The sequence below is a fragment of the Pseudomonas mandelii genome, from assembly GCF_900106065.1.
Lineage (GTDB): Bacteria > Pseudomonadota > Gammaproteobacteria > Pseudomonadales > Pseudomonadaceae > Aquipseudomonas > Aquipseudomonas mandelii.
Genome location: NZ_LT629796.1, coordinates 3,946,860 through 3,964,863 on the forward strand (window position 1 = coordinate 3,946,860; position 18,004 = coordinate 3,964,863).

Genomic DNA, 18,004 nt, shown 5'->3' on the forward strand with positions numbered 1-18,004 from the left:
AAAGGGCAGCGCTCGTGGCGATCAAAGCGGTTTCGAAGGAGCGAATAGACAAAGCAATGCTGGAGTTTGATCATAAATTTCGGAGTAGGCGTGAGTGGCAAGGCTGGGAAAACAATTTAGCTCACCGTTATGCGGTTCACGCGGGCGGTGAACTGTATCCGGCGAAGAAAATCGTCTCTTTGGCGACCGGTATTGCCGTAGGCGAGTTCTCCGGTGGACACCCCACCAACAGTTACCTAGAAAAGCGAGGCTTCACTATTGTGGAGTTACCGCGTGGGGAGTGCGCGCCTGTATTGCAGTTCACACCGGGCGCTGTTTACGACCGAAAAACTGAGATCAATGGACCGTTCGGTGGAAGCCTGCAAAACGGCATTGCAGCGTCCGCTATCTACCCTGCGATTTTTTTGTTCACGGGCGATAGCGGTGAGCAATACGGGTATGCCGACCATTGGGAAGACGGCGCCTTCTTTTACACCGGTCAAGGACAACGCGGGCCGATGACTTTGACTCGAGGCAACCGAGCCATTGCTGAACATGCCAATGATGGCCGAGCGCTGCACTTGTTTAAGTCCCGCGGCAAAGGTAATGGCTACGCTTACGTGGGCGAGTTTTCTTGCGCTGACATGTTTCAACGAACCCAGCCGGATGTGAGCGGCCAGGCTCGGACGGCAATTGTTTTTCGATTAGTCCCTGTGGGCATTCCTAGTGGAATGATTGAGGATGAAGAAGAGGATGAGGAAAAGGCTGACCTTCCCGACTCTCTGGCTGCTGCGCGGTTGGCTGCACTGGCTGCATGTAAGCCTGGCAGTGATGAGTTAGGGCAATCCGCTCCTCGTAAGATCTATCAGCGCAGCCGTAAGGTTGCGCACTATGTGCTGATGCGCGCTCAGGGGGAGTGTGAGAGCTGTGAGAGGCCGGCTCCTTTTATGAAGAAGGATGGCAGGCCCTACCTAGAGCCGCATCACGTCAACCGGCTCTCAGATGGTGGGTTAGATCATCCACGCTATGTGGGGGCTGTATGCCCAAGTTGTCATCGGGAAATTCATTCTGGAGTGCACGGGGCGTTGGTGAATGAAAGGCTGAAGCAGCGGTTGGAAGTTATTGAGCGCTGATTGAGCGGTGTGCCAAGGCAATTGGCCCTAATCTCAGGTGCGCTCCAGTCGCTTTCTTTCTTCTTTACGCTCATAACATCTCCGAGGGTTGAAAACCCTCGGAGGATACTGAGTGGCGTGTCTACGAAAATACCTACAGAGAACTGCGACGCTTCTTTCTGTCGATCCTAAAAGGTCTAACCGACCGAATGCTTCGAATTGTGAAACGCCTCTAAGACCTTACGCCACCAAGGCTTAACCGCTGGAACGCGCCTTCGCGTGCGATTCAGCAACAGATAAGGCATGTCCCGCAATCGAATCCAGCCTTCATCCTGCCAATGCAACAGACTCAACGACATCTCCGGCCAATCCAACAAACTCAACATCGGCCGATCTGCATTCTTCGACTGCCCCGCATCGCGTAGGGCCGGCACCACTTGATGAGTCAGCCATTCACGCAACAACCGATTCCCCGGCGCGTAGTGATACACCAACAATGCATATACACCGGACTCGCTGAGCATCAGCCGTTTTTCCGGTTGGCCGTGGTACTCAATCAACAATGTATGTCGCTGATCCTCGTCCAATTTGCTGACCACGCGATCATTCAGATGGAAGCCCATTAAGCGACCTAGGCCGCGGGCGCAGAACCATGGTTGGTTTTCCAGGAGGAGAGCGTGGAGGGAGAGGTTATGGCGGGTGAAAATTGTGGGGATGTAGGGATCAGTCATGGCGAGCCTCCAGGGATGGAAGCGCTGGGACAGTGAAGCAGCTAAAGCAGATTGCCTTCGGAGAGAAGGAGAGATTTTTAGGCATATCCTTTACCTCTGTGTGATGTCAGCTTTCTTAGGGCTGGGTGCCGGGAGTTAAGAAACCCCACACAGAGGGCCGGACATATTCCCCTTTCGGGTCTTGTATTAGCCCACTCCCGGCATAACAGAGATTTTTTGATGCCCACGGAGAAACCGTAGGCACAAAAAAGCCGCTACTGTCGGGTGCGGTCAGTCCGCTGTGTGAGGTGTTTCTTAGGCACCAGCAATGAAGGCTATTGGCATGCGAGTCCGAGGTCAATATCTATTTATGAACCGAAGGGAAATAAGAAGAGGTTTGGCCAAAGGAAATGTCTGTTGTATGAATAATCGTGTGGTGGGGCAAGAAACGGCTGATTTATGGGATAGATCGGTCTGAAAAAATGATGTCCTCTGCGAGAAAACTATTTGAGTTTCTGTCTTTTTTAGGACGTAAAATTGTGGGATAGTCACGAGCATTAGTATGTTGGGTAGGTATTTGGAACCGTTCCAATTGGTTTCCGAGAAAAGGAGTCAGGTCAATGAGTGATTCGGCAAAAAGTGTTGATTCAAGCTCTAAGCGTTTTAGTTTAAAGAATTTATATCTTGATCCAAATAACTATCGTTTGATTCATGAAAAAGAGCAGGTTGAAGTTCCTGAGGATAAGATAAAGGATAAAACTGTAGCGCAGCGCACATTAAGGCTTATTAGTGGTGATCGTAATCAAAATATTCAAGATCTTATAGATAGTTTTAAGTCTAACGGCTACTTGCCTGTAGATCAGATACAAGTTCGCGAATTGCCTGATGGTGGTTATGTTGTAGTTGAGGGCAACAGGCGTATAGCAGCTCTCAAGTATCTGGAGAATGAGTTTGAGCAAAGAAGTATTGAACTAGGACGGTTGGATCCTGCTATTTTTACCAGGATTCCCGTTGTTCTATACACAGATGCTGATGAAATGCACCACCTAACTCTTATGGCTCTGAAGCATATTAGTGGCAATAAAAAATGGGGTGAGTGGAATCAGGCAAAGCTTTTAGAAAAAATGCATACCACATATCAATTGGGTGAGGACGAGATTTGTAACCGAATTGGCATCTCAAAAATTGAGCTCCGTAGAAGCTTAAGAGCGCTTTCGCTGGTTCAGCAATATGCTGAATCAGATTATGGTGATCAGTTTGATGAGGCCAAATTTCCGATATTTCGTGAAGCGGCTAGAAACTCGGCTTTGAAGACTTGGTTGGTATGGGATGAGTCAACGTTTAAAGTTACTCATGAGACAAATGCCGACGTGTTCTTTTCATTAATGTCTTTGGAACCTCTAGAGGAGGAAGATGATAGTGGTCAGGTTAGTTTTAATGATAAGTACCTGGAGCCAGCGATCACCAAACGAGATGATATAAGAACGTTAGGTCAAATAATCGGTGATGAAAGGGCTCTGGCTAATTTAATCGCCCATAGAGATCTTAATGCGGCTTACCGCGCGAGTGATCTCGTTTTTAAAGAGCGACAAGAATTAGCTATAAAATCCGTGACAAGCGATATTGCGACTCTAAGTCAACTGGCTATTGATAGTAAACAGTTGCCTGATCTTGAAAGTGCACTAGGCCGTTTACAAGGGATTGTCGACAGGACCCGTGGTTCGGGGCTGTTGGGAGTGGAGCAAAAAACTGTTTTTCACGATCGCGTAGATAAGCATTACAGTTCACTCCATATTGAATCTTATAAAAAACTTAAAGGCCTCAAGTTAAACAAACTGTCAAAAATAAATATTTTTGCCGGGTTTAATAATTGCGGTAAAACTACGCTGCTTGAGTCGATTTACTTATTAAGTCGCCAGAATGATTTTGCTGGGATTCTTGAGGTCATAAGGCGTAGAGGCAAGATACCTGAAGATCATATAAATCCTGAGTGGTTAATGGAGCAGTTATCGGGAGAAATAAAGATATCGGGTGTGTTCGACAATCAAATTGCATCCGTGTCTGTTCGGGATTTTTCCGATACTAACAGTGGTTTGGATAGGACTAGGTATCTTGGTAGTGTTGAAATTGCTTCTGAGTTTGGCTCTAATAAACAAGAGTCTCTAACTCATCTATTTAAGGGGCGGGATCGTGAAACTCTTGCAGACTCGATAAAAATTATTAGTCATGTGGTGTATAGCAGTCCTTTCTTTCTGAATGAACCACACCGTTATACCGCTTTTTATCATAAAAGTTTTCAATCAAAAGCTTTGCCGAAAATATTTGACTTTATTCGACATGAAATATTGCCAACTTTGAATGATATTAGGCTTGTTGATGAGCTACAGCGGTTTCTGGTTGATGACGGGGAGTACGCGTCGGCACTTGATTTGATGGTGTATGGGGAAGGTCTGCAACGGATATTTTTTATATGTCTGTTATTTGCCTCAGCACAAAATGGTGTGCTTTTGATTGATGAGTTTGAAAATGCAATTCATGCGGACCTCATTGAAAAATTTGCACCTTTTGTACACGGTTTGTCAGAATTGTTTAATGTTCAGGTTTTTCTGACCAGCCACAGTAAAGAGTGTATTGATGCATTCGTTTTAGGCACGCCTTCAAGTAAAGATCTATCTTGTCATGCTTTAGTCACGAGCGCTGATGATCCTTCCCATATTGAGGTGCGAGAGTTTTCAGGAGGAGAGTTTAAGCAACTTGTTCTAGCTGGTAACGTCGACTTGCGGAAGGCTAAGTAAGAATGAAAGCGCTTATGATTTTTTGTGAAGGACCGCATGATGTTGCATTTGTTAAAAAAATCATGGAATCAATTTTTTCATTTCAGCGAGTAGCATGGAAGTTTAGTGAGTATCCATCGCCATTTAACCAGCTATTCAAGAGTAGTGTTGATAAGCATGCCGCGCGCGATATGGCGCTAGATATGGCGCATAAGTTTTTTCTTCCTGATCAGGTTTTTAAGCGTAATAATGATCTAGTTCTACTGTTCAATAGTGGCGGTAAAGAACAAATTGCAAAAATAAAAGAGCTTTTGTCTGATGTCGTTCCGATGTTGAATAATGCGAGCGTATTTTTGCAGGGGGCAACCGAGTTTGTGAGTGAGACGAAGTATCTTTTCTTTTACGATGCCGATGATATAGGAGCTGCGCGTGTAAGAAGTGAAGCCTTTGCCGCCTTTGAAGAAGTAATTGAGGGCGAGCGATGGATGCTTTCTCCCTGGGATCAAGATACAAGTAATCCATTCGCCGCTATAAGTGACAATAAAGCTATATATATATGGGGGGAAACACCAGAAAGAGGCACGCTCGAAGATTTATTGCATCCGATTTTTGCAGTGGAAAATTCAGAGTGTATAGAGCGAGCGGAGCACTATATAGATGGAGCTTTTAGCTGGGATCTTGGTAGTGGAGAACTAAAAAGATCAGTGGCCGAAATCGCTCGCAGGAAGAAGGCAATTATTACCGCGATTGGTCAAAGAAAGAAACCAGGCTCTTCAATGAATGTTGTTTTGGAACAAGCGAAATTAATTAGTAATCAAACCCTTCGTGAAAGTCGATCTGTGAATGACTTGGTTGTTTTTATAGAAAAGTTTGCACAGTTTGAGTGATTATTTTTTTGAAAAAAAGCCTCGTGTTTTTGCGAGGTTTCTTAAAGTGACAGTTTATTTTAATTGTCGTCTTGCCATGCTGAGGAAGGTGTATGGCATGGTTGTTCGTGTGATGAACTTTGATGGGGTTGCCGAGTTATTGTTTGGGATTTATCTTATTAATATCCACCGGTTTTTATTTTGCATAGGTTTGCGTGAGGTTGTATGGAAGCAGCAGAGAAGGGCCACGTGGGTAGCCCCATAATTTGTTGTTTATACTTTTAAGCTTGCAGTGCTGCTTTGAATACTGCTTCCTCAGGTGTTCTTAGAGCAGACAAAATATTCTCAGCAATTTTTTCTATCAGTTTATTTCCCCAAAAGGGATCAGTTACATCGTAGTAAATCACTCGAATATGTTGAAGGTCAAATGGTACGTCTGACTCGTTTGAACATATGAGTACTACTGGTTTATTAAGTGCGTGGGCGAGGCCAAGTTCGTAAAAAACATTTGGGTTTCTATGGGTTAGTTCTGCCACGAGTATTTTTGAGTTGTTTATACCTTGCCAGATCTGATCAATGATTTTTCCTGTGCCAAAAATATCTGCGTCCGCTCTAATTGGTGTTAGACCCGCTTTTTGAATGGCGGGTTCGTAGATTGTGGAGTAGTACGAACCAATCGGGTTTGCGAAAGGCATCATTACAAAACATGTATCGGTGCTTTTTATTGAAACTTGTTTTCCTAGTTTTTTTAGCCGGTCATCACTTGCATCGGTTGATGGCTCTTTCGAAACATCTAAAATTCTTCGTTTTCCACTATGTTCATCTAAAAGTTTTGCTTCTCGCATTGTTTCTAAGAAAATGCTTTCGAACTCAGATGCTTTGTCTTCTGGTATCTTGAACTTATCAATAAGAGCGTTTCTAAAGAACTGCGGATCTGGAAGATTCTCGCCGCGATAATGTTGGTAAACTTCACCGATGTCAGGGGCTTTGATTGCGGCTTCTCTCAGGCCAATTAGTTCATCTTCGGGTTGCTGAGGGCGTATTATTTTTCGCGATAAGTCTGTGATGGCTATTTGACCGGGACCTTTGCGCTCCAGGAGGCCATACTTTAAAGCAGAACTAACTTCTACTTGGAATGAGCCACCAAACCCAACCCCTAAAAATTGAGCCGCCTCTCTTTCAGAACAGGGCTGTCCTGCGTTTTGCTCTTGTATTGCTTGAGGGATTCGAAGAACTTTTTCTAATGTGTGACGAGGGTATTTTGCTGTTTTTGAGCTATTAGGTGGTGCTGTTTTTTTTCTTGTTGTTACAGCAGTTTTCTTTTTTTGAGGTGGTTTTTTAGCTGCGGGCTTGGTTTTTGTTCTAGTCCTCTTTGGAGAGGTAGGGAATTTAGAGAGTGGTGAGTTTTCGGTTGGGGTTGTTTCGATACCTTCGTCCATTATCTACCCTCGTTGTTTTAATTATCGTCGACTAATCCTAATAAAAAAGCCCCGCGTATAGCAGGGCTTTTTGTGTCTGTGCCCAAGTTTAAAACTTTAGGTCAGCGGGTTGATAAGATCAATCCCAACTCAACGCCCCACCAGTCTGATACTCAATAACCCGAGTCTCAAAGAAGTTCTTCTCTTTCTTCAAGTCCATAATCTCGCTCATCCAAGGGAACGGGTTAGTCGTCCCTGGATACTCTTCCTTCAAACCAATCTGGCTCAAACGACGGTTAGCGATGAACTTCAGGTAGTCCTCCATCATCGCCGCGTTCATGCCCAACACGCCGCGAGGCATGGTGTCACGTGCGTATTCGATCTCCAGCTGAGTGCCCTGCAGAATCATCTGCGAAGCCTCTTCCTTCATCTCGGCATCCCACAAGTGCGGGTTTTCGATTTTGATCTGGTTGATCACGTCGATGCCGAAGTTCAGGTGCATGGATTCGTCGCGCAGGATGTACTGGAACTGCTCGGCGACGCCGGTCATTTTGTTGCGGCGGCCCATGGAGAGGATCTGGGTGAAGCCGCAATAGAAGAAGATGCCTTCCAGAACGCAGTAGTAGGCGATCAGGTTGCGCAGCAGTTCTTTGTCGGTTTCGACGGTGCCGGTTTCGAACTTCGGATCGGAGATCGAACGGGTGTATTTGAGGCCCCAGGTGGCTTTTTTCGCGACCGATGGGATCTCGTGGTACATGTTGAAGATCTCGCCTTCATCCATGGCCAACGATTCGATGCAGTACTGGTAGGCGTGGGTGTGGATCGCTTCCTCGAACGCCTGGCGCAGGATGTACTGGCGGCATTCCGGGTTGGTGATCAGGCGGTACACGGCCAAGACCAGGTTGTTGGCAACCAGGGAGTCGGCGGTGGAGAAGAAGCCGAGGTTGCGCATCACGATGCGGCGCTCGTCGTCGGTCAGGCCTTCCGGGTCTTTCCAGAGGGCGATGTCGGCGGTCATGTTGACTTCTTGCGGCATCCAGTGGTTTGCGCAGCCGTCCAGGTATTTCTGCCAGGCCCAGTCGTACTTGAACGGTACGAGTTGGTTGAGGTCGGCGCGGCAGTTGATCATGCGCTTTTCGTCGACTGCTACACGGGCGGAGGCGCCTTCGAGTTCGGCGAGGCCTTCGGCGATGTCGAGGTTGTCCAGGGCTGCTTTGGCACGGGCGATGGCGGCAGAGTCGTTCGCGGTAACGGCGCGAGCTTCTTGAGCGGCGACACCACCAGCGGTGTCGAGTCGGTCCATGTTGGCTTCAGTCGCGTGGCCGGCGTTGGCGCCTTTTACCACGGTCTCGCCGCTGTCTTCTTTGTCGAATTCGTCCCAGCTCAGCATGACGTGTCGTCTCCTGCGTGAGGGCCAGATGCCCGTGTGAAAACTGATTGGTTATTTTTCACACGGCCGTACTGGCCGCGTTGGATAGCGTTTTTTGCAGCGGTACACGCAGGCAAATAAACATAAATTTTTACGGGGTTCCGAGAGCCTCTGAGGGGCGCAGAAATCGGTGAGGACGTCGGCGTGGGCTTCAGACTGGCTGTTATCCCTGTAAGGGAATATTGCAGGCCCGTTTAAGCCGGCATTATAGGGAAATTTTTGCGGCCGTGGTGGGGCGAATCCGCGCATGGAGCGGTCGAGAAGGCGGGTTTTTCGGTCGGAGCGAGGGTTTACAGGGCTTTGGCTGGAGATCGCGGGTTAAGATTTTTTTTCATAAATTTTGATGCGCTACTTTTTTGTTCAAAAAATAGGCAAAAAAACCGGTTTTTCACTACATGTTGTGTTTTGAATCGGTTTTCGGTGGTTCAAGACACAACTAAGCCCGACCGAAGCCGGGCTGTAAAGTCACGCTCGATGATCAGCTCAGGCGTGCCGCACCGACGTGATCGGCGCCATCGGCAGCGAGTTTGGCCGCACCGGTGTGATCGAAGCCATCAGCGGCGACTTTGGCGGCGCCGGTGTGATCAAAGCCATCCGAAGCCAGTTTGGCTGCACCGACGTGATCGGCACCATCGGCGGCAAAGGAAGCCGTACCGGTACGGTCGTAGCCGTCAGAAGCGACAGTGCGGTCGAAACCGTCAGCAGCGAAGGTGTTGGCGGCCAGAACAGAAAGGGTCAGGGCGAGGATCAGTTTGGTTTTCATGGTAGTGCTCCAGGTTCGTTGGCGTTTTGTGCCTTGGGTATGGAGTGAATGCTACGCCAACTAATTTGATTAAAAAGCGCAAATAAATGCTTAAAATAATCGTATTAATCGATATGTACGGTTCGGCGCTGCATCAGCCTTGAAAGGGCGGGGCGGATGGGTCGAACCGTTATGAGGCGGGCGGGTGATCAGCCGTTAGTGCAGCCGTTGCCCATGATGCTGTAGCGCAGGATGTGGCGTTGACCTTGGGAGTCGTCGTATTCCATTTTCACCGGAACAACTTCGCACACATTAGGAACTTCACTCATGGAGATAACTTTGGCGATGTCCAGGTGAGTCGAGTAAGTGTATTCCTCGATGGCGGGTTTCTGCTGTGCGACATCAGTCGGGACCTCGTCTGCCATGGCGGTTGCGCACAGGCTGCTGAGGGCCAGAACTAATAAAGCTTTCATTTCAGATTTACCTTTTAGAGGTCGAATGGGGTCACGCAACCTTTTTGGGGTTGCGTGTGGAGCTTGATTAAAGAGTCTTGGATTAACGGCCTTCGTGGGGGCTGCAACTTGGTTAATCACGTTGCCTTGTTGGCGGGCTGATTTTAGGCGTGGGGGGTGCATTCATATAGGTGGGGTTTTGATAAACACCTTTGACAGATTTCGTAACAATCACCGATTAAGGTGGTAGAAACCGAACAATTGGCGATCTCGGTGATGTGGTTTTCTGGTGGGCCGCGTTATCGTTCTTCGCGGGCAAGCCTCGCTCCCACAGGGGGGTGGTGTGCTTTTAGCGGCGCATTCCAGGCTTATCACGGTAATTTGTAGGGGCTTGTTACTACCATCGTCGAATGGTTCTATAGGCCCGGCCCGGCTACAACTGGGGCCATACAAAAACAACTATTCCACCGAGGTAAGAAAGATGAGTGCGGCTTCTCTGTATCCCGTTCGTCCCGAGGTTCTGGCCAATACGCTGACTGACGAGGCAACCTACAAAGCCATGTACCAGCAGTCGGTCGTCAACCCGGACGGCTTCTGGCGCGAGCAAGCCAAGCGCCTCGACTGGATCAAGCCTTTCACCACGGTGAAGCAAACCTCCTTCGACGATCACCATGTCGACATCAAATGGTTCGCCGACGGCACCCTCAACGTTTCCTACAACTGCCTCGACCGTCATCTGGCCGAGCGCGGCGATCAAGTGGCGATCATTTGGGAAGGGGATGACCCGGCCGAAAGCCGCAACATCACCTACCGCGAGCTGCACGAACAAGTCTGCAAGTTCGCCAACGCCTTGCGCGGCCAGGATGTGCACCGCGGCGACGTGGTGACTATCTATATGCCGATGATCCCCGAAGCCGTGGTCGCCATGCTGGCCTGCACCCGGATCGGCGCGATTCACTCGGTGGTGTTCGGTGGTTTCTCGCCGGAAGCCCTGGCCGGTCGCATCATCGACTGCAAATCCAAAGTGGTCATCACCGCTGACGAAGGCATTCGTGCCGGTAAGAAGATCCCGCTCAAGTCCAACGTCGATGACGCGCTGACCAACCCGGAAACCAGCAGCATCCAGAAGGTCATCGTGTGCAAGCGCACTGGTGGCAACATCAAGTGGAACCAGCATCGCGACATCTGGTACGAAGACCTGATGAAAGTGGCGGGCAGTGTCTGCGCGCCGAAAGAGATGGGCGCTGAAGAAGCGCTGTTCATCCTTTACACCTCCGGTTCGACTGGCAAGCCGAAGGGTGTGCAGCACACCACCGGCGGTTACTTGCTGTACGCCGCCATGACCCACGAGCGCGTGTTCGACTACCGCCCGGGCGAAGTTTACTGGTGCACCGCCGACGTCGGCTGGGTCACTGGCCACAGCTATATCGTCTATGGCCCATTGGCCAACGGCGCAACCACGCTGCTGTTCGAAGGCGTGCCGAACTATCCGGACATCACCCGGGTGGCGAAGATCGTCGACAAGCACAAGGTCAACATCCTCTACACCGCACCGACCGCGATCCGCGCGATGATGGCGTCGGGTCAAGCCGCTGTTGAAGGTGCTGATGGCAGCAGTTTGCGTCTGTTGGGTTCGGTGGGTGAGCCGATCAACCCGGAAGCCTGGGACTGGTACTACAAGAATGTGGGCAAGTCCCGTTGCCCGATCGTCGACACCTGGTGGCAGACCGAAACCGGCGGCAACATGATGAGCCCGCTGCCGGGCGCCCACGCCCTCAAGCCGGGTTCGGCGGCGCGTCCGTTCTTCGGCGTGGTGCCAGCGTTGGTCGACAACCTGGGCAACATCATCGAAGGCGTGGCCGAAGGCAACCTGGTGATTCTCGATTCGTGGCCAGGCCAGGCGCGCACGCTGTACGGCGACCATGACCGCTTCGTCGACACCTACTTCAAGACCTTCCGTGGCATGTACTTCACCGGTGACGGCGCACGTCGCGATGAAGACGGTTACTACTGGATCACCGGGCGTGTGGACGACGTGCTCAACGTGTCCGGCCACCGCATGGGCACCGCCGAGATCGAAAGCGCGATGGTTGCGCACCCGAAAGTTGCCGAAGCGGCCGTGGTCGGTGTGCCGCACGACATCAAGGGGCAGGGCATTTATGTCTACGTCACGTTGATCGCGGGTGAAGAGCCGAGCGAGCAACTGCGTCTGGAACTGAAAAACTGGGTGCGTAAAGAGATCGGTCCGATTGCTTCGCCGGACGTGATCCAGTGGGCACCGGGGCTGCCGAAAACCCGTTCGGGCAAGATCATGCGCCGGATCCTGCGCAAGATTGCGACCGCCGAATACGATGGGTTGGGTGATATCTCCACCTTGGCGGATCCGGGTGTGGTGCAGCATTTGATTGATGAGCACAAGATCATGAATGTCGCTTAACCGACATCTCTGAGTCAGTAAAAGCCCCATCCGGTGTTGTGCCGGATGGGGCTTTTTTTGTCTGAGGTTTTTGTGTTGGCCGGTCGGGCCTCATCGCTAGAAGGCTAGCTCCCACAGAGGGAACTGCGCTCGTTTCAAATTGCGAATCCCCTGGAGATCCCTGTGGGAGCTAGCCTGCTAGCGATGGCGATCTGTCAGGCACTCAATAAACAACGCCCAATAATTATCGACTTCACTTGTAGGTGCTTTCCCACTGTTACCCGCCACCCTTCAAGTAACTGAATGTGTAACCGCGCGCTCCGATGCGGGGCATTGGGAAACGCCAACCCCCACTCCCGGGCCTCTCCAGCCCGGCTAAAAAATAAGACACAACGCTGCGCTTGCCGGATTAGAAGGGTTTGCCAATAATAGGCCCGCAATTTGCAGCAGTGATCGGTTCACTGTCTTTTGCTCTTGCATGAATTTGCAGGGCTGTCAACGCGCTCAAGCGGCTTTCTCGGTGCATCTGTAATTAGTTGTCGCATTGAAGAAATATCGGCTTCGGGCCTGTCGTTAGAATGCCGATCACTCGCTCGTTGTGGCTCGCGTTGAAAAAAGCGCGCGGTTCCTACGACGCAGCACCGCTTTGCGGTTCCACTCATTCGCATATTGGGCTGTCGCTCACTCTGCCGTTTTAGCCCTTTACCGATGGAGTCCCAAGATGAAGAAACTCGTGCTGCTTGGCGCCCTGGCACTGTCCGTGCTGTCCCTGCCGACTTTCGCTGATGAAAAACCTCTGAAAATCGGTATCGAAGCGGCTTACCCTCCGTTTGCTTCCAAAGCACCGGACGGCAGCATTGTTGGTTTTGACTACGACATCGGCAACGCTCTGTGCGAAGAGATGAAGGTCAAGTGCACTTGGGTCGAGCAAGAGTTCGACGGTCTGATCCCGGCGCTCAAAGTGCGCAAGATCGACGCGATCCTGTCGTCCATGTCGATCACTGAAGACCGCAAGAAATCCGTGGACTTCACCAACAAGTACTACAACACCCCGGCGCGCCTGGTCATGAAGGCCGGCACTCAAGTCAGCGAAGGCCTGACTGAGCTCAAGGGCAAAAACATCGGCGTGCAACGTGGTTCGATCCACGAGCGTTTCGCCCGCGAAGTCCTGGCCCCGCTGGGTGCCGAGATCAAGCCTTACGGTTCGCAGAACGAAATCTATCTTGACGTGGCCGCTGGCCGCCTCGACGGCACCGTGGCAGACGCTACGCTGCTCGATGACGGTTTCCTGAAAACCGACGCTGGCAAAGGTTTCGCCTTCGTTGGCCCGGCCTTCACCGACGTCAAATACTTCGGCGACGGCGTGGGTATCGCGGTTCGCAAGGGCGACGCGCTGAAAGACAAGATCAACACCGCGATCGCTGCCATTCGCGAGAACGGCAAGTACAAGCAAATCCAGGACAAATACTTCGCCTTCGACATCTACGGCAAGTAACACGTCCCGGCGACAAGTCCGAAATGGCGCAAGCAACAGGATCTCTGAGGTTTGCGCCATTTTTTCATCCCAACATTCGAGGACCTGAATCATGTTGAAAGGCTACGGGGCTGTCATCCTCGATGGCGCATGGCTGACGCTTCAGCTCGCCTTGTCCTCCATGGTCCTGGCCATCTTTCTGGGCCTGATCGGCGTGGCATTGCGTCTGTCGCCGGTTCGCTGGCTGGCCTGGCTGGGCGACCTGTATTCCACGGTGATCCGCGGTATTCCCGATCTGGTACTGATCCTGCTGATTTTCTACGGTGGTCAGGACCTGCTCAACCGCGTGGCACCGATGCTCGGCTTTGACGACTACATCGACCTGAACCCGCTGGCCGCCGGTATCGGCACCTTGGGTTTCATCTTCGGTGCGTACCTGTCGGAAACCTTCCGCGGCGCCTTCATGGCGATCCCCAAAGGTCAGGCAGAAGCCGGCATGGCCTACGGCATGAGCAGTTTCCAGGTGTTCTTCCGGGTTTTGGTGCCGCAGATGATCCGTCTGGCCATTCCGGGCTTCACCAACAACTGGCTGGTACTGACCAAGGCCACCGCGCTGATTTCGGTGGTGGGTCTGCAAGACATGATGTTCAAGGCCAAGCAGGCGGCAGACGCCACCCGCGAGCCTTTCACCTTCTTCCTCGCAGTGGCGGCGATGTACCTGGTGATTACCAGTGTCTCGTTGCTGGCATTGCGTCACCTTGAGAAGCGCTACTCGGTAGGCGTAAGGGCGGCTGATCTATGATCTTCGACTACAACGTCATTTGGGAGGCCTTGCCGCTGTACTTCGGCGGCCTGGTGACCACCCTCAAATTGCTCGCGCTGTCGCTGTTTTTCGGCCTGCTGTGTGCGTTGCCGCTGGGCTTGATGCGCGTCTCCAAGAACGCCGTCGTCAACATGACGGCCTGGCTCTACACCTACGTGATCCGCGGCACGCCGATGCTGGTGCAGCTGTTCTTGATCTACTACGGTCTGGCGCAGTTCGAAGCGGTACGTGAAAGCTTCTTGTGGCCGTGGCTGTCCAGTGCAACGTTCTGTGCGTGCCTGGCCTTTGCGATCAACACCAGCGCCTACACCGCCGAAATCATCGCCGGCAGCCTGCGCGCCACGCCGAACGGCGAGATCGAAGCGGCCAAGGCCATGGGCATGTCGCGCTACAAAATGTACAAGCGCATCCTGCTGCCATCGGCTCTGCGCCGGGCGCTGCCGCAGTACAGCAACGAAGTGATCATGATGCTGCAGACCACCAGTCTGGCGTCCATCGTGACCCTGATCGACATCACCGGCGCCGCGCGCACGGTCAACGCTCAGTACTACTTGCCGTTCGAAGCGTACATCACGGCCGGCGTGTTCTATCTGTGCCTGACCTTCATTCTGGTGAAGCTGTTCAAACTGGCCGAGCGCCGCTGGCTGGGCTATCTGGCCCCGCGGAAGCACTGATATGGAACGCATCGATCACGTATTGCCGTGGAACCACCTGGGCAGCGAGCGCCAGATCTCGGTGTTCCGCTTCGGCAGTGGCGAGCGCAAGGCCTACATCCAGGCCAGCCTCCACGCCGATGAACTGCCGGGAATGCGCACGGCCTGGGAGCTTAAAAAGCGCCTGGCCGAACTCGAAACCCAAGGCCTGCTCAACGGCGTGATCGAGCTGGTGCCGGTGGCCAATCCACTGGGCCTCGGTCAACTGTTGCAAGGCAGCCATCAAGGTCGTTTCGAAGCGGGCAGCGGCAAGAATTTCAACCGCGATTTCGTCGAGCTGAGCGCGCCAGTGGCCGCTGAGCTGGACGGGCACCTGGGCGATGATCTGCACGCCAATATCCGCTTGATCCGCCAAGCCATGAGCGACGCACTGGCGGCATTGCCTCCGGCGGCGAGTCAGTTGCAAGGCATGCAGCGCATCTTGCTCAGCCACGCGTGCACCGCTGATGTCGTGCTGGATTTGCATTGCGATGCCGAAGCGGCGCTGCACATGTACGCCTTGCCGCAACACTGGCCGCAATGGCGTTCGCTGGCCGCGCACCTGAATGTGAAAGTGGGGCTGCTGGCGGAAGATTCCGGCGGCAGTTCCTTTGACGAGGCGTGCTCGCTGCCGTGGCTGCGTTTGTCGCGTCAGTTCCCGGATGCGCAGATTCCGCTGGCCTGTCTGGCGACAACCATCGAACTGGGTGGTCAGGCTGATACCGGTCGCGCGGACGCCGAGGCTTATGCCGAAGGCATTCTGGCGTTCCTCGCCGAGCAAGGCTTGATCAGCGGCGAATGGCCCAAGCCTGCGCAAGAGGCGTGCGAAGGCATGCCGTTCGAGGGCACCGAGTTGCTGTTCGCGCCGCACCCGGGTGTGATCAGCTTTTTGCGTAAACCCGGTGAGTGGATCGAAGCCGGTGACGAGATTTTCGAAGTGATCGATCCGTTATCGGATCGGGTCAGCACGGTGTGTGCTGGTACGTCCGGGGTGCTGTTTGCCATTGAACGGCTGCGTTATGCCCAACCCGGTTTCTGGCTGGCCAAGGTGGCGGGGCGCGAAGCGCTGCGTCACGGGCGCTTGCTCAACGACTGACTGACTGTTTTTGTGAGAACCGACCGCATGTACAAACTTGAAGTCCAAGACCTGCATAAACGCTATGGCAGTCACGAAGTGCTCAAGGGCGTGTCCCTGAAAGCGGCGGCTGGTGATGTGATCAGCATCATCGGCTCCAGTGGCTCTGGCAAAAGTACTTTTCTGCGCTGCATCAACCTGCTCGAGCAGCCGCACGCGGGCAAGATTCTGCTCAACAACGAAGAGCTGAAACTGGTGGCGAACAAGGACGGCGCGCTGAAAGCGGCTGACCCGAAACAGCTGCAACGCATGCGCTCGCGCCTGTCGATGGTGTTCCAGCATTTCAACCTGTGGTCGCACATGACCGCGCTGGAAAACATCATGGAAGCGCCGGTTCACGTGCTGGGCATGTCCAAGGCCGAGGCCCGTGAAAAAGCCGAGCACTACCTGAACAAGGTCGGCGTGGCCCATCGTAAAGACGCTTACCCGGGCCACATGTCCGGCGGCGAGCAGCAGCGCGTGGCGATTGCCCGTGCGCTGGCGATGGAGCCTGAGGTGATGCTGTTCGACGAACCGACCTCGGCCCTCGACCCGGAACTGGTCGGCGACGTACTGAAAGTGATGCAGGCCCTGGCGCTGGAAGGCCGGACCATGGTCGTGGTGACGCACGAAATGGGCTTCGCCCGTGAAGTGTCGAATCAGCTGGTGTTCCTGCACAAAGGTATCGTTGAAGAAAGCGGCAACCCGCGTGAAGTGCTGGTCAATCCACAGTCTGAACGCTTGCAGCAATTCCTGTCGGGCAGCCTGAAGTAAACCGAACTCCCGTTGCGCACCGGGATAGTGCATGCTTCGCAACCTAAAGGCTGGTCCCAATCCCTGCAGGAGCGGGGCTTGCCCGCGAATGCGGTGGTTCAGACAGCAATCATGTTGACTGAACCACCGTTCTCGCGGGCAAGCCTCGCTCCAACAGGGGAATGCTGCAGGTTTCGAGATTTGCGTTCATTTACGGGCTAGCATTGGCCCATGCCTTCATCACTGTTTTCGTTTCGGATTGCCCGCCATGACTGCCCATCGAATTGGTTTCCTGATTTGGCCCAGCACTAAAGCACTGACGCTTGCGCTGGCTGAGGAGGCCTTGCGTGTTGCCCAGCGTGTGCATCCGGATGTTGTCTACGAATTGTCGTTTTTGCAGGCCGAACCACCGACCGAAGGCGCCTGGCAACTGCCGGGTGAGCCGTGGGCCGGCAAGCTCGAAAACTTCCAGAAGCTGTTTCTGCTCGCCGATGAGCCGCCGACCACCCTCGCGCCGGCGCTCAGCAGTTCGCTGAAACAACTGGTGCGTGCCGGTTGCGTGATTGGTGGTTTGTCTGCCGGTGTCTACCCGTTGGCGCAATTGGGTTTGCTCGACGGTTACCGCGCTGCCGTGCATTGGCGCTGGCAGGACGATTTCGCCGAACGCTTCCCTAAAGTGATCGCCACCAGCCATCTGTTCGATTGGGATCGTGATCGACTGACCGCGTGTGGCGGCTTGTCGGTACTCGATCTGTTGCTGGCCGTGCTGGCCCGTGATCACGGCGCCGAACTGGCCGGCGCTGTGTCGGAAGAACTGGTAGTCGAGCGTATCCGCGAGGGTGGCGAACGCCAGCGCATCCCGCTGCAGAACCGCCTCGGTTCCAGCCATCCGAAGCTCACCCAAGCGGTGTTGCTGATGGAAGCCAACATCGAAGAGCCGCTGACCACCGATGAAATCGCCCAGCACGTGTGCGTGTCCCGTCGACAACTGGAGCGGATCTTCAAGCAATACCTCAACCGCGTGCCGAGCCAGTACTACCTGGAACTTCGCCTGAACAAGGCCCGGCAGATGTTGATGCAAACCAGCAAGTCGATCATTCAGATCGGCCTGTCCTGTGGCTTCTCATCGGGGCCGCATTTCTCCAGCGCCTACCGCAACTTCTTCGGTGCCACGCCGCGGGAAGATCGCAACCAGCGGCGCAGCAGCAGTCCATTCGAGTTGTCGTCGGTGCCGTCGGAGCGCGGCTGAT

At 53.0% G+C, this 18,004-nt stretch carries 15 protein-coding genes; 10 read left to right on the plus strand and 5 right to left on the minus strand.

Annotation, left to right across the window (positions count from 1 at the left end):
• The first annotated feature begins 14 nt into the window (after positions 1-14).
• Entirely contained in the window at positions 15-1,112 is a 1,098-nt protein-coding gene (locus BLU63_RS18250; RefSeq protein WP_083375923.1) for an HNH endonuclease, read from the plus strand.
• A 176-nt stretch (positions 1,113-1,288) separates the two neighbouring features.
• On the opposite strand, the gene BLU63_RS18255 is transcribed toward BLU63_RS18250, so the two are convergent.
• Complete coding sequence (locus tag BLU63_RS18255) at positions 1,289-1,822, minus strand: BRO-N domain-containing protein (protein ID WP_083375924.1); 534 nt, start codon at positions 1,820-1,822, stop codon at positions 1,289-1,291.
• Positions 1,823-2,421: 599 nt separating this feature from the next.
• On the opposite strand from BLU63_RS18255, the gene BLU63_RS18260 reads away from it, so the two are divergent.
• Together BLU63_RS18260 and BLU63_RS18265 are read left to right on the plus strand one after the other, a co-directional pair.
• On the plus strand, positions 2,422-4,596 hold the full coding sequence (locus tag BLU63_RS18260; protein WP_083375925.1) for an AAA family ATPase: 2,175 nt from the start codon (positions 2,422-2,424) through the stop codon (positions 4,594-4,596).
• A gap of 2 nt (positions 4,597-4,598) precedes the next feature.
• A complete protein-coding gene (locus BLU63_RS18265; RefSeq protein ID WP_083375926.1) occupies positions 4,599-5,462 on the plus strand; it encodes a DUF3226 domain-containing protein in 864 nt (287 codons plus the stop codon).
• Positions 5,463-5,722: 260 nt separating this feature from the next.
• On the opposite strand, the gene BLU63_RS18270 is transcribed toward BLU63_RS18265, so the two are convergent.
• From BLU63_RS18270 to BLU63_RS18285, 4 genes are all read right to left on the minus strand, one after another.
• Entirely contained in the window at positions 5,723-6,880 is a 1,158-nt protein-coding gene (locus BLU63_RS18270; protein WP_083375927.1) for a hypothetical protein, read from the minus strand.
• 118 nt (positions 6,881-6,998) lie between these two features.
• Positions 6,999-8,249, minus strand: coding sequence for a ribonucleotide-diphosphate reductase subunit beta (locus tag BLU63_RS18275; RefSeq protein ID WP_017340233.1), 1,251 nt, complete (start codon positions 8,247-8,249; stop codon positions 6,999-7,001).
• A gap of 517 nt (positions 8,250-8,766) precedes the next feature.
• Complete coding sequence (locus tag BLU63_RS18280) at positions 8,767-9,051, minus strand: hypothetical protein (RefSeq protein WP_077748655.1); 285 nt, start codon at positions 9,049-9,051, stop codon at positions 8,767-8,769.
• A 188-nt stretch (positions 9,052-9,239) separates the two neighbouring features.
• Positions 9,240-9,503, minus strand: coding sequence for a DUF2790 domain-containing protein (locus BLU63_RS18285; protein WP_010457261.1), 264 nt, complete (start codon positions 9,501-9,503; stop codon positions 9,240-9,242).
• Between the two features lie 460 nt (positions 9,504-9,963).
• Between BLU63_RS18285 and acs the strand changes: the two genes are divergently transcribed.
• From acs to BLU63_RS18320, 7 genes are all read left to right on the plus strand, one after another.
• Positions 9,964-11,919 (plus strand): acetate--CoA ligase, encoded by a 1,956-nt coding sequence (gene acs, locus BLU63_RS18290; protein ID WP_083375928.1) that lies wholly within the window; start codon positions 9,964-9,966, stop codon positions 11,917-11,919.
• Positions 11,920-12,619: 700 nt separating this feature from the next.
• Positions 12,620-13,393 carry an ABC transporter substrate-binding protein gene (locus BLU63_RS18295; RefSeq protein ID WP_010457256.1) on the plus strand — a complete coding sequence of 258 codons (774 nt, stop codon included), beginning with the start codon at positions 12,620-12,622 and terminating at the stop codon, positions 13,391-13,393.
• A gap of 91 nt (positions 13,394-13,484) precedes the next feature.
• Positions 13,485-14,174, plus strand: a complete 690-nt coding sequence (locus BLU63_RS18300) for an ABC transporter permease (RefSeq protein ID WP_010457254.1) — start codon at positions 13,485-13,487, stop codon at positions 14,172-14,174.
• Positions 14,171-14,869 (plus strand): ABC transporter permease, encoded by a 699-nt coding sequence (locus BLU63_RS18305; protein WP_010457252.1) that lies wholly within the window; start codon positions 14,171-14,173, stop codon positions 14,867-14,869. Before BLU63_RS18300 ends, BLU63_RS18305 begins: the two co-directional genes overlap by 4 nt.
• A gap of 1 nt (position 14,870) precedes the next feature.
• Complete coding sequence (locus tag BLU63_RS18310; RefSeq protein ID WP_083375929.1) at positions 14,871-15,983, plus strand: M14 family metallopeptidase; 1,113 nt, start codon at positions 14,871-14,873, stop codon at positions 15,981-15,983.
• A 27-nt stretch (positions 15,984-16,010) separates the two neighbouring features.
• On the plus strand, positions 16,011-16,775 hold the full coding sequence (locus BLU63_RS18315) for an ABC transporter ATP-binding protein (RefSeq protein WP_010457249.1): 765 nt from the start codon (positions 16,011-16,013) through the stop codon (positions 16,773-16,775).
• Positions 16,776-17,022: 247 nt separating this feature from the next.
• Complete coding sequence (locus tag BLU63_RS18320) at positions 17,023-18,003, plus strand: GlxA family transcriptional regulator (RefSeq protein WP_010457247.1); 981 nt, start codon at positions 17,023-17,025, stop codon at positions 18,001-18,003.
• Position 18,004 lies beyond the last annotated feature (1 nt).

Excerpts from the sequence above, each read along its gene's own strand:
- BLU63_RS18275 (WP_017340233.1), bottom strand. The coding sequence starts at position 8,249 with ATGCTGAGCTGGGACGAATTCGACAAAGAAGACAGCGGCGAGACCGTG.
- BLU63_RS18310 (WP_083375929.1), top strand. The coding sequence starts at position 14,871 with ATGGAACGCATCGATCACGTATTGCCGTGGAACCACCTGGGCAGCGAG.
- BLU63_RS18270 (WP_083375927.1), bottom strand. The coding sequence starts at position 6,880 with ATGGACGAAGGTATCGAAACAACCCCAACCGAAAACTCACCACTCTCT.
- BLU63_RS18320 (WP_010457247.1), top strand. The coding sequence starts at position 17,023 with ATGACTGCCCATCGAATTGGTTTCCTGATTTGGCCCAGCACTAAAGCA.
- acs (WP_083375928.1), top strand. The coding sequence starts at position 9,964 with ATGAGTGCGGCTTCTCTGTATCCCGTTCGTCCCGAGGTTCTGGCCAAT.
- BLU63_RS18295 (WP_010457256.1), top strand. The coding sequence starts at position 12,620 with ATGAAGAAACTCGTGCTGCTTGGCGCCCTGGCACTGTCCGTGCTGTCC.
- BLU63_RS18305 (WP_010457252.1), top strand. The coding sequence starts at position 14,171 with ATGATCTTCGACTACAACGTCATTTGGGAGGCCTTGCCGCTGTACTTC.
- BLU63_RS18265 (WP_083375926.1), top strand. The coding sequence starts at position 4,599 with ATGAAAGCGCTTATGATTTTTTGTGAAGGACCGCATGATGTTGCATTT.
- BLU63_RS18300 (WP_010457254.1), top strand. The coding sequence starts at position 13,485 with ATGTTGAAAGGCTACGGGGCTGTCATCCTCGATGGCGCATGGCTGACG.
- BLU63_RS18255 (WP_083375924.1), bottom strand. The coding sequence starts at position 1,822 with ATGACTGATCCCTACATCCCCACAATTTTCACCCGCCATAACCTCTCC.
- BLU63_RS18260 (WP_083375925.1), top strand. The coding sequence starts at position 2,422 with ATGAGTGATTCGGCAAAAAGTGTTGATTCAAGCTCTAAGCGTTTTAGT.
- BLU63_RS18285 (WP_010457261.1), bottom strand. The coding sequence starts at position 9,503 with ATGAAAGCTTTATTAGTTCTGGCCCTCAGCAGCCTGTGCGCAACCGCC.
- BLU63_RS18280 (WP_077748655.1), bottom strand. The coding sequence starts at position 9,051 with ATGAAAACCAAACTGATCCTCGCCCTGACCCTTTCTGTTCTGGCCGCC.
- BLU63_RS18315 (WP_010457249.1), top strand. The coding sequence starts at position 16,011 with ATGTACAAACTTGAAGTCCAAGACCTGCATAAACGCTATGGCAGTCAC.